The sequence below is a fragment of the Phyllobacterium sp. A18/5-2 genome (assembly GCF_025452215.1).
In the GTDB taxonomy this organism is placed as follows: domain Bacteria; phylum Pseudomonadota; class Alphaproteobacteria; order Rhizobiales; family Rhizobiaceae; genus Phyllobacterium; species Phyllobacterium sophorae.
The window spans coordinates 264,452-275,107 of sequence record NZ_CP104967.1 but is presented as its reverse complement, the minus strand read 5'-3'; the positions used below and the strand labels follow the sequence as shown (position 1 = coordinate 275,107).

9 protein-coding genes and 2 pseudogenes are annotated in these 10,656 nt (G+C 54.9%); 8 read left to right on the top strand and 3 right to left on the bottom strand.

All coding sequences use genetic code 11. The annotated features are described in order from the left end of the window. The first annotated feature begins 2 nt into the window (after positions 1-2). The 4 genes from N8E89_RS19820 (at position 3) to N8E89_RS19805 (ending at position 5,725) form a co-directional block, all read left to right on the top strand. Positions 3-563: a slr1658 superfamily regulator gene (locus N8E89_RS19820; protein WP_262262904.1), complete on the top strand. Its 561-nt coding sequence runs from the start codon at positions 3-5 to the stop codon at positions 561-563. Positions 564-580: 17 nt separating this feature from the next. Beyond that, positions 581-919 carry a slr1659 superfamily regulator gene (locus N8E89_RS19815; RefSeq protein ID WP_262262903.1) on the top strand — a complete coding sequence of 113 codons (339 nt, stop codon included), beginning with the start codon at positions 581-583 and terminating at the stop codon, positions 917-919. 867 nt (positions 920-1,786) lie between these two features. Next, entirely contained in the window at positions 1,787-2,248 is a 462-nt protein-coding gene (locus N8E89_RS19810) for a GFA family protein (protein WP_262262902.1), read from the top strand. 411 nt (positions 2,249-2,659) lie between these two features. Next, positions 2,660-5,725 carry a LysM peptidoglycan-binding domain-containing protein gene (locus tag N8E89_RS19805; RefSeq protein WP_262262901.1) on the top strand — a complete coding sequence of 1,022 codons (3,066 nt, stop codon included), beginning with the start codon at positions 2,660-2,662 and terminating at the stop codon, positions 5,723-5,725. A 338-nt stretch (positions 5,726-6,063) separates the two neighbouring features. On the opposite strand, the pseudogene N8E89_RS19800 reads toward N8E89_RS19805, so the two are convergent. From N8E89_RS19800 to N8E89_RS19790, 3 genes and pseudogenes are all read right to left on the bottom strand, one after another. Further along, positions 6,064-6,566: pseudogene (locus N8E89_RS19800) on the bottom strand (RES family NAD+ phosphorylase). A gap of 81 nt (positions 6,567-6,647) precedes the next feature. Next, positions 6,648-6,782: pseudogene (locus N8E89_RS19795) on the bottom strand (antitoxin); the annotation flags it as partial. Positions 6,783-7,204: 422 nt separating this feature from the next. Continuing rightward, the gene (locus N8E89_RS19790) at positions 7,205-7,396 is read right to left on the bottom strand and encodes an NUDIX hydrolase (RefSeq protein ID WP_262262900.1); all 192 of its coding nucleotides are present in this window, start codon (positions 7,394-7,396) and stop codon (positions 7,205-7,207) included. A 490-nt stretch (positions 7,397-7,886) separates the two neighbouring features. Between N8E89_RS19790 and N8E89_RS19785 the strand changes: the two genes are divergently transcribed. The 4 genes from N8E89_RS19785 to N8E89_RS19770 all read left to right on the top strand — a co-directional run bounded on the left by N8E89_RS19785 (position 7,887) and on the right by N8E89_RS19770 (position 10,583). Continuing rightward, positions 7,887-8,531, top strand: coding sequence for a DUF47 domain-containing protein (locus tag N8E89_RS19785; RefSeq protein ID WP_262262899.1), 645 nt, complete (start codon positions 7,887-7,889; stop codon positions 8,529-8,531). Next, positions 8,531-9,535 carry an inorganic phosphate transporter gene (locus N8E89_RS19780; protein WP_262262898.1) on the top strand — a complete coding sequence of 335 codons (1,005 nt, stop codon included), beginning with the start codon at positions 8,531-8,533 and terminating at the stop codon, positions 9,533-9,535. The genes N8E89_RS19785 and N8E89_RS19780 overlap by 1 nt, the downstream gene beginning before the upstream one ends. 137 nt (positions 9,536-9,672) lie before the next feature. Next, positions 9,673-10,104: an Xre family toxin-antitoxin system antitoxin gene (locus N8E89_RS19775; protein WP_262262897.1), complete on the top strand. Its 432-nt coding sequence runs from the start codon at positions 9,673-9,675 to the stop codon at positions 10,102-10,104. Then, positions 10,101-10,583, top strand: a complete 483-nt coding sequence (locus tag N8E89_RS19770) for an RES family NAD+ phosphorylase (RefSeq protein WP_262262896.1) — start codon at positions 10,101-10,103, stop codon at positions 10,581-10,583. The genes N8E89_RS19775 and N8E89_RS19770 overlap by 4 nt, the downstream gene beginning before the upstream one ends. Positions 10,584-10,656 lie beyond the last annotated feature (73 nt).

The following is a 10,656-nucleotide window of genomic DNA, read 5'->3' as shown; positions in this document are numbered from 1 at the left end:
CAATGACGACATTGTTTGGGACAGCGGATCTGGCAATTGGCATGAACGAAAGCGTTAGCCGCGTTCGGTTATTCGACGGACCCCTCGACATCTCTTGGCACCATTGCGCAACAACGGCCGACTTTATCGCCGATCTTTTCGCGGTGCGATTTCAGTCTTCTCGCAACGACTACAGGGAAGTTCGCCACAGCGTCGGGTATCTTGTCAACGAGTTGATGGAAAATGCGGTGAAGTTTCGCGCGCCGGGTGAGATCATGGTCGAGGCGTCGATGGATACGGAGAGTTTCAAGGTCAAGATTTCGAACGATGTTGATGGCGATACGGCCGCTGAATTTCAGCGACTTTTGTCACAGATTACAGTGGGAGATCCATCTGACCTCCTCATTCAACAGCTCGAGGCCAATGCTGCCGATCCCCAGTCGACGGGCTCAGGTCTCGGATTGTTAACGTTGATGAGCGACTATGGCGCACGGCTCGCCTGGATATTCAGTCCCGCCGACCAGGCCGACGTGGTCTCGCTGGAAATATATGCTTCCCTTCCGATCTCACAACTTCATCATTAAGCGAAATGAATTCAAATATGGAAATAAAAACAGATCAGTATCGCGTGTGGACCGAGGGGAGCGACATTCACTTCGATGGAGTTGTGCGGCTGGCCAGTTCCGAGGCGTATGCACCAATTTTGTCCTTGATGATAAGCGTTCTGGCTTCGACACCCGATTCCATCACACTCGATCTATCGGATCTCGAATTTCTCAACTCGTCTGGCATCAACCTCCTCGCCAAGTTCACAATAGAGGTTCGTAAGCATCACAATATCCAACTTATTATAAAGGGAACGTCCGAAATTCCCTGGCAGTCGAAGTCTTTGCCGAATCTTAAGAAACTCCATCCCGCATTGGAATTGCTCCTGAGTTGACAAGGCCCCAAATCCAGCACGGCGAATGCCACATAGCGTCTTCGTCATCCGGTCCATAGTGATAAATAAGATGAATCGCGCCAGCAACAGACGCTCCGGCGCGCCAACGTCGCGATTTGGAAATGTTGCCATAAAGGTAGCAGCTTGTTTCGGGAGGGGGCCTCCTGCGGTGAAGGTCTCAGATTCTGGCATTTCTGAAGACGAGTGCGGATCCACCGAGACTGAGGATGGCAGAAGGTGGGTTATGATTCTTGATGAGGATATTCCTGTAAACCTCCCCACATCACTGGCTAATGAGACCCGGTGGAGTGGCCCTCCGAATGGAGAGGGACCGAGCCTCACTGCCAAGGAATGACCCTCGACGGCCAAATGTGCCTTTTGATCTCACGGCTGTCAATTGCTTGATCCAGCGAGAGGTTATTTCCCGACCTGAGAATTTGCTGCCATGCAAGATGGATGGCCTGCATTCGCCACGAGAGGCGACGCGGGATGGCTCGAACAAAATGCATTGGCCAGCGCATTCCATGGCCCTGGATTCAGCTTCAAAGATAGCCGGCGAAGATACCAGAATGGCAACATCCGGCACGGGCTATCGCCACAATGAGTCTGTTGGCGCTGTCGAGAAAGGCCATTTCAGGCGGCGCATCCCGCGCGACTCGAGATTGCCGTCGGGAAAGTTGCGACAGGCGCTTCCTGTCCCGGAGCCAACAAGTTGCCAACATGCGGGGCAAAATCACGGTGTCCTTGAGGGTGATGTGGCGTGGGTGTAGTAATTGTTGACGATCATTTCGTCGCTGGCGTTCGCTGCACACTTCCAAGCTTATCGGTGGACTCGGCGTAACAGCGCAGTTGAGGCTCGGGACTGGTATGAAAAGGAATGCATCGAAGTATGTGGGCACTTGCAGATGCGGTCAGCTTCGAGCCGAGTGCGAGGGCGAGCCGGTGCGTGTTTCGGTCTGCCACTGCCTCGAGTGTCAGAAGCGGAGCGGCAGCTCCTTTGCGGCGCAAGCGCGTTGGCCCGATCAAAAGGTTCGCGTGACCGGTGAGGCAAAGACCTGGACGCGGGTGGCCGACAGCGGACATCGGGCCACTTATCGCTTCTGTCCGAATTGCGGTTCAACAGTCGCTTATGCGATTGAAGGCTGGCCTGGTGTCACGGCGGTGCCGCTCGGCGCTTTTGCCGATCCGCAGTTCCCGGCGCCGAAATTCTCCGTCTATGAACATCGAAAGCACAATTGGACAACCGTATTGGGCGACGACGTAGAACATTCCTCAACACCGAGCGCCAGGCGCGCGCCTGGCGCAAATTTGCGCAAGTTGGGTGAATGACGCTGCGAACAAGACCGGAAGACCGAACGCGCGAGAGCGCGATCGTTGCAATGAGCGTTTAAGGGCTGCTTGTGGTCGTTTTCGCCGCCTGCGCGCCGTGCCGAAAAAACGCTTCGGCGCAACTCGTGAGACATAAGTGCGTTCGATCCCGTCAAGCCGAGCCGCGCACGGCGACGCTGTACCGCGCTCAGTCGATGTGTTTTTTCCCTTTTTACATTGTAATGATACAATAGAATAAACAGAAACGCTGCATTGTATTGGTTTGTTTTGTAATGATACGATTTTACATCAATTCTTTCACTTGTGAAACAATTTATGACCTGCACAGTATTGCACGAGATGTTGAAGAATATTACCCATCAAGGAATTGATAGGCAATAGCATCGATGATTGCAGTCTGGAGGACATGGTATGTCGTTTGGTACTAACAGTATATTCAGCAGAGCGTGGCGGACATCATCGGATATTCAGGACCGTTTTGATGCAATTTTGAAGGAGAGCGCCACCAAGCCGATTGATCCGAGCAAAAGCCCAACGGGTCAGACACAATATACAATAGAAAATGGCGATCGGCTCGATCAGATATCGAAGGAAAGCAATACAAGCGTAAAAGATATACTCCGTGCCAATCCAGTCATCACGAACAAGAATTCCATCGATGTCGGTTTGAAAATCAAGATCCTCGATCCGGTTCGTACCGATGCGTTTGAGCAGCAACGCAAGGCGCTCAACGGCATCGACAAATTGCCCAAAGGATATGGAGCCCAAGCCATGCGCGACGAAGCCTGGCAGGGGATGAAGCCACTTGTCGAGGCAGAACTGCGTTATGTTACGAGGGAAGGCGGGGCGCCGCAGAAGGCGCTTGATGCAGCGGTAGTGGAAATCAAGGCACGCGCGCCTGACAATGTGCGTTTCGATGGCATCGTGGACAGCGCTGCCAGCACAGTAAAAAGTGAGTTGAATGCCGTCGGGCGTACGCCAGAGAATTTCGATAAGTTACTTACCCTCACAGAGACGGCTCAAGGCAAGCAGACGGGCTTTGACGATCTGTCAAAATCCGTCAAGGATGGCGACAAGTCGCTGAGCGCAAAGGCGCAACGAGCCAAAGGCGAGGCCGAAAGGGCATGGGCGGCGGTAACGGACGAAGCTGCCCGGCAACTGCCGGAGATATCCAAGGACAAGGATCCCAAGCAACGCGAGACCGATGTGGCGGGCCGGGTCCTTACGCTGGCAAGTTTCGGCCCCGATGACGTCAACTACCGCAAGGCGCTTGACGCCGCGACGGCGAAAGAGCTCGTCGACAAGCCGGCCAAGCTGATCGAGGAGGCCTACGATAAGGGAGGCGCTCCTGCGGCGGCCTTCGAGGCGCGAAAACAGACGGCGGGTGTCTCGTCTGTGCTCGCGGGCAATATTCTGCAATCAGCCGACCTGACCATGACCAAGGTCGCTACTGATCTCGGCACCGAGGCCAGAGAAAAGCTGCCAGCCAACTCGACCAGCAATGTCTCCGATCTTCTGGAGGGTGATCAGGCTTTCCTCGATTATTCGCGCAAGGATGCGAAGATGACGAGTGATAATACTTTTGTCGCGGTGCTGGGCGATCTGTCAGCCGCCTATGAAGCGGCGGCAGGTTCTGATCCTGGCGAGAAGGCGCTTAAAAGTGTGTCGTTCACCCTGGCTCAGTCGCTGCCGGAGGTGAAGGATATGGACTACAAGACCGGCGAGCGCCCGATACATGACGTCACCAAGGCCTTCAAATGGGTCGTGTCGGAACGCAACGGTACAGTCTTGACATTGGCGACCGCATCACAGTTGAAGGACCTGAAGCGCACCGACTATGCCGATGGCTTGAGTGGATCAGTCAAAGACGGCATCGGGCGCCTGCGCGAAAAGACCTATGGTGATGTGGAGGCCTTCGGCAAGGCGAGGGAGCCCTTTATTGCTTTGGAGCAGAACCCCGGCAGGCTCGTCAGTGAAGGCGACAAGCCCGGCGCGATGGAAGCGGCGAGGAAAGGCAATCCCGAACAAGCAAAGAAATTTGACGATTCCTTGAATGACGTGCGGGAGGATGGGCGTGCACTATGGCGTGCCCAGGTGGCTGTCTCCGCCTATGAGGATCAGCTTGGTGATCAGGACAACTTCAAGGCGCTCAAGGATAGCCTTGCGAAGGCTGAAGGCGACAAGAAGAAACAGGATAGCCTCGGTTTCGCCCTCGATATGGGTTCCGATGAAGTGGTGAATATTTCCGCCAATGATTCACGCGTGGAGCGAACTGATCTTCCCGGCGTGACGCCATGGTGGTCGCTGCGTGCAGGCCTGGATCTGACCCACGATATTGCTGGGCGCAATATGAATCAGATTCATGACTCGACCCAATATGTGACCAAGTCCGGCGAGCCTGCACCGGGCGGTCCAAGCTCGGGAAAAACCGCAAGTGGCGGCCCGACCCCCGTTGCCGGGTTTAATTCAACGACGCGTTTCGGTTTCAACTATCGGTTTGCCAGCTCTGTTCTCGGCGGCTTTCACGTCGACGCCATGTTCCAGAACAAGGACTTCTGGGGCACGGCCTATGGATTGGCCTTTTCGACGGCAACGGCGCGTCATAGCGCCGAATTCCTTGGCGGTTTAGGCCAGGCGGCGGTAGCGCTCAATCCGAAAATGCAGGGTGGTCGCATCGACAAACTGACGGACTTCGTCAAGGTCGAACGCGATCTTTGGACAAAATCGACCGGCGTGTATCTGAAGGGTTGGTTTGGGATAGATGCCGCCTATACAATTTCCAATCTCTCGGAAGGGAAGTATCCCGAAGCAGCCATTTTCGGTGTGCAGACGGTGGCGGATGGGATGGTGGCATTTTTTGCGACGCCGAAATGGGTAACGCCTGTCTCTTTGGGCATCACAGTTGTCGCATCGATTGCCAACATGATCTATGGCAGCTGGAAAGCAGAGAATCAGCGGGAGAGCGATACGGAAAACTATTTGAAAGGCGCCAATATCCGCCCGGAAATCGCCGAGCTGATTGCTGATGAGAAGGACATGCCTTCGAGAATAGACGAATTCGCCCGCAAATGGTGCCAGACCGACGGTCCTTCTGTGGTCAATTATCTCAATACGCTTCCAAAGGAACGCGCCGAAGCTTTCATCAATTCGCTGGAAACCGTGGTGGATGGTTACAACAAGGAGGGAAAGCGGGATGGGTTCGCCATGGCCGCTCCCAACGACCATCGATTCAATGCGCCGACGCGTTATCCGCGGCCATCCTTCACCACGTCACTGGAAGACATGCTGAAAGGACCAACGCCGAGACCTGCCTGGCAGCCGCCGGACGCTCCCTATCCGGGCCCCGGTGTCATAGGTTCCGATTATTCCGATACACGTAGCCTCACGGGCGTTGGTCTATGGGCTTTCTCTAACGGGTACAATTTCCCCGGTCGCTACCATCGTCCGCCCGCCACATCGACATTTCCTCCAAGATAGGCAATTTGACCGGCCGATCTCGCGCCCGGTTTGGGGTCAGATACGGTGCAAGTATCGCCCTGCACCAAAGTAAAAGCCAGCCAATATTTACCTCCTTTCAAGCGGTGCCATTTCCAACAGAAAGGAGACCATCCAATGGGTTGGAACCGCGCAGAGGACAGTGCACGAAGGCACCGATCTGTTGCACGCAACAGCCTGAAGGGAGCAGGTCACTTGCGGCTCTGCGGTTCGCCTCCGATTCAAGATGGGCATGGTAGCTGGTTAAGGCTCGAATCCCTCTATGTGGTGAGCACTCGTAAAAAGCTGGCACATTTGGGAAGCTTTTGAAATTTCCAGCCTCAGGGCGTTGGCGGGTGCAACCTCGTGTCCAACGCGAATTCTTCCTGGGAGAGCATCCGGTAAAGGCCGCGCGCTCGGTCCGGATCGAACATCAAATTCCAGCTGTGTTGGGATACAGTGTTTGGAGCTAGGAAGAAATCATGGCTTGCCAGCAAGTTGTCACCGAACTGCTGCTGGCTCGCGCTGGGAATACCGGGCCGCAGCCAGTTGGCGTTTGGAATTGCGCTGCGGTCTACAACATGGATCGCTGACGGGTCCCGTGATTTCGAGTCAGCACATGGGGAACAGTGTCCGGCGTCTTGAACCCCTTATAAACAGCGACTTCGAAAATTGCCGTCGCCGGATCAACTGATGTGTAGAACCGTCCTTACACCCTTACTGTTCCACCTTCCGCCCGTTTGAATGAGTCTTCGCCGCTGTCCCAGGTAGTCTTGAAGCGATCTTGCTCAAGCCTCCAGCCGATGATCTGTCCTGTACCTAGCAAACCCGGCAAAGGCGTCATGCATAGACACCGTAGTCGATCTCGTTCCAGAAATTCCTGCACGAGTTCGGTACCGGCTGCAGTTGCCAGCAATTCGATCGGCCGACGGTTGTCCAGACCCATCGGTAGCTGCATCATCCACTTCTCTGCCTCTGCCTGCGATCCTAGAACGGAGGTGGCCTTGGTGAGAATTCGTGCAAAGTTCCAGGTTCTCGAACTTTGCTCCGTGCTGAGCATCCTGGAGCGATCTGATTAGTATCTCTGGAACGTTCGCTCGCTGATGCCGAATGCCTTTTCAAACGCATTTGTGGCATCGATGAAAATCAGATGGTGGACGAGATTCTCCAAAGCCTGGCTCGGAATTCCGTGCAGGATCATGTCATGGGCCTCGATCGAGCTCGATACAGGATGCTTGAGGACATTCGGCCCGCCAAAACAGGTCCACGAGCTTGTCGAACTCCGTCCCTGTGCCCGACGTCGCGCTAACGGCCATCGATGGGTTGGTCATCGGTTGCTTCTGCGTCATGTGTCGCTTTATTGACGACGTGTGATGGGCAAATTCAAGTGCCGAGCGCCCCATGGTGGGAGCGCTCGGCAATACGTGAACCTGGAAGTGGAGCGCATCAAGCTCTGAACGAGGGCATCTTATTGGGATCAACTCAAAGTGGGCTGGAGAATTGCGAAAGCTGTTGGATTTCTTTGATGAACGGGATGAGCGCGCGATCGCTGATCATGAACGCCGCCCGGTCTGGATGGACCCAAATTCTGCTGCGTTGGTTTTGTTCCGGCCATTGCCATAATTGTTCGGTAACGGCCAAGGTATAGACGGAAACTCTGATCTGAATCGACATTCTGGGAAGTTCCTTCCAATAGAAATATTGACCGACCGGATGCTTGGATACCGTGCCGACAATGCCTGCCTCTTCCCGAGCCTCCTGGGCGGCTGCCTCTGCGCTCGCTCCGCCCTTTCATTCGCCAGCCTTTGGGAATGATGTAGCGTTTGGTACGGCGGGTTGTTATCAGGAGAATCTCGACCTGTCCGTCATCCCCGATGCGGTAGGGCAGGGCGGCCACCTGGGGCATGAATCCCTTCTTCGTCGGGCTTGCGATATGATGCTGGTCTTTCTTCGACGACATCTCGTTCCGTGATCTTGCTGCCATCGTCTCATGCGATACAAATAATAGACGAAAGGTTCACTATCGCCAGATTCTGCTTATCCGTCTAACTATTTTTCGACAGTTTTGGTTCCAATTTGCCATGGCCCAATTGAAGTGACGGGCTGATCCAGCTATGAGGGAGAACTCGTTGCGGATTGGAAGCCTACCAATGAACAAGTGCCCATGCTGAAATGGTTTCGTGCTTTACTGCCACGTGAAGACCGGTTCTTTGATCTTTTTGCTCAACACTCTCGGGTTGTTGTGGAGGCGGCTGACGCGCTCAGAGCCCTACTTGCTGGCGACGGCGCTATCGAAAAGCGATGTAATCGCATCATAGAACTTGAAAACGAAGCAGACGAAATTACGCGGCAGGTCTTGCTCGCGGTGCGCCGCAGTTTCATCACACCATTCGACCGCGGCGATATCAAGGACCTGATACAGTCGATGGACGATGCCATCGACATGATGCACAAGACAGTCAAGACCATCCAGCTTTTCGAGCAGAGCAGTTTCGACCCCCGCATGCGCGAAATGGGTGTGCTTATCGTCGAGGCTGCGAACTTGATCGCAGAAGCAATCCCGCTGCTCAATCGTGTGGGTACGCATTCGGCACGGCTCTCCGCCATTGCGGAAGAAGTTGTACGAGTGGAAGGGCGTGCGGACGAGTTGCATGACCAAGGACTGAAGGACCTTTTCCAGCGGCACGGCAAGTCCGATCCGATGGCCTATATCATCGGTAGCGAGATCTACGGCGAATTGGAAAAAGTTGTCGACCGCTTTGAGGACGTTGCGGACGAAATCAGCGGCATCGTGATCGAGAACGTTTGATGGAGGCCGCGCTTAGCTTTCCCCTGCTGGTGGGGCTCATTGCGATTGCCTTGTTCTTTGACTTTCTCAATGGCCTTCACGATGCGGCCAATTCAATTGCGACTATCGTCTCCACACGGGTACTTCGCCCTCAATATGCGGTCCTTTGGGCGGCATTTTTCAATTTCATCGCCTTTTTATTCTTCGGTCTGCACGTTGCTGAAACCTTGGGGACGGGCATAATCGACCCGAGTATCGTCACGCCGCGGCTGATCTTTGCAGCGCTCATGGGCGCAATTATTTGGAACATCGTGACATGGATCTTCGGCATCCCGTCCAGTTCGTCCCACGCGCTGGTCGGTGGTCTGGTAGGGGCAGGGCTGGCAAGAACTGGCGGCGAGGCCATCGTATGGACCGGGCTATTAAAAACCGTGGGCGCAATCTTTATGTCGCCGATGATCGGGTTCTTTCTGGCGCTTGTGCTGGTCCTGATCGTTTCCTGGGGGTTTGTCCGCCAGACCCCCTTTGCAGTCGATCGAACTTTCCGCGGGATGCAATTTATTTCGGCCTCGCTCTATTCGCTCGGGCATGGCGGCAATGATGCGCAAAAGACCATGGGCATCATTGCCGTATTGCTTTTCTCGCAAGGTTATCTTGGAAGCCAATTCACTGTCCCGTTTTGGGTCGTAATTGCCTGCCAGTCGGCAATGGCGCTCGGCACGCTGTTCGGCGGCTGGCGGATCGTTCATACCATGGGTTCAAAAATCACCAGGCTCAATCCGATGCAAGGCTTCTGCGCCGAAACCGGCGGGGCGCTGACATTATTCGGAGCAACATGGCTCGGAATTCCCGTGTCCACGACCCACACGATTACAGGGGCAATCATCGGTGTTGGCGCAGCCCGGCGCGTCTCGGCGGTGCGTTGGGGATTAGCCAGCAACATTGTCATTGCCTGGCTGGTCACCATGCCGGCGGCTGCAATCATATCCGCGCTGTTTTATTTCGCTGCCGGGTGGAGCCTGTAGTCCATTGCGGTAATGAGAAATGTGCCGCACCAATCTACTGGCAGGCAACCTTTAATCCGGTTTGCGTCCAGAGGTTCAATTGGCTTGTATATAGCCTCAATTGAGGCTATATGTCGTCTCAACTGAAGGAGGCGATAATGCTCGCATTCGCAAATATTGCCGACGTGCTCGGACTTCCGGTAAAGGAGAACGCCGCCCGTTCGCCGTTCGGGCTAATGTCGCGCATTGAAGAAGGACTGCCCATCGGAGCGCTCGAACGGGTAGCTCATCTTCTTGCGCCGAGCGACGCCCAGTTCAAATATCGCCTGATTCCGAAGGCAACCTATGAGAGGCGTAAGGCCGCGCTTCGTCTGTCCTCGGACGAAGGTACGCGTCTTGCCCGGGTGGCGCGTGTGTGGAGTTTGGCGCTGGATGTCTGGCAAACCGAAGAAGACGCCCGCGATTTCCTGTTTCGGTCGCATCCGATGCTGGAGGACCGACGCCCAATCGACGTGGTCATTCAGAGCGAGATTGGCGCTGAGTTGGTTCTCGACATCCTCGGAGGTCTGAAATACGGCAGTGCTGCGTGACAGCACAGATCCTTGATCGAACGCTGGCCTGCTTCAGGATTGGTGATCCGGGGGGTGCCTATCCGATTTTTGACGCCACCGGCTCGACCATTGCGCCAGGCCGGTGGAACACGCAGGGTAGCCCGTTGATCTACGCAAGCCACCACTATTCCACGGCATTGCTGGAAAAGCTCGTGCATGGAAGCGGGCGGTTGCCACCGAACCAACACTATGTTGAAATAACGCTTCCCATAGGATTGTCCTACGAGATGTTCTCGCCACCGGCGGTACAAGGTTGGGACAGTATGCCGGCGACAGTCAGTAAAGAATTTGGTGAGCGGTGGTGTTTGCAAAGGCGAAGCGCGATCCTGTTCGTACCGAGCGTCGTAAGCCGGCTCGATCGCAACATACTGATCAATCCAGCTCACCCTGAGTTCGCAATGATCAGCGCAAGTCTGCACGAGCCGGTGTACTGGGATCATCGACTTTTCGGTGTGTAACGGGGCAGGTGGATCGTCGCTCGTTAAGGTCATGCTACCTGCTGCCAACTAACCAAAAGTATGGACACGACAG

Excerpts from the sequence above, each read along its gene's own strand:
- N8E89_RS19820 (WP_262262904.1), top strand. The coding sequence starts at position 3 with ATGACGACATTGTTTGGGACAGCGGATCTGGCAATTGGCATGAACGAA.
- N8E89_RS19815 (WP_262262903.1), top strand. The coding sequence starts at position 581 with ATGGAAATAAAAACAGATCAGTATCGCGTGTGGACCGAGGGGAGCGAC.
- N8E89_RS19810 (WP_262262902.1), top strand. The coding sequence starts at position 1,787 with ATGAAAAGGAATGCATCGAAGTATGTGGGCACTTGCAGATGCGGTCAG.
- N8E89_RS19805 (WP_262262901.1), top strand. The coding sequence starts at position 2,660 with ATGTCGTTTGGTACTAACAGTATATTCAGCAGAGCGTGGCGGACATCA.
- N8E89_RS19790 (WP_262262900.1), bottom strand. The coding sequence starts at position 7,396 with ATGTCGATTCAGATCAGAGTTTCCGTCTATACCTTGGCCGTTACCGAA.
- N8E89_RS19785 (WP_262262899.1), top strand. The coding sequence starts at position 7,887 with ATGCTGAAATGGTTTCGTGCTTTACTGCCACGTGAAGACCGGTTCTTT.
- N8E89_RS19780 (WP_262262898.1), top strand. The coding sequence starts at position 8,531 with ATGGAGGCCGCGCTTAGCTTTCCCCTGCTGGTGGGGCTCATTGCGATT.
- N8E89_RS19775 (WP_262262897.1), top strand. The coding sequence starts at position 9,673 with ATGCTCGCATTCGCAAATATTGCCGACGTGCTCGGACTTCCGGTAAAG.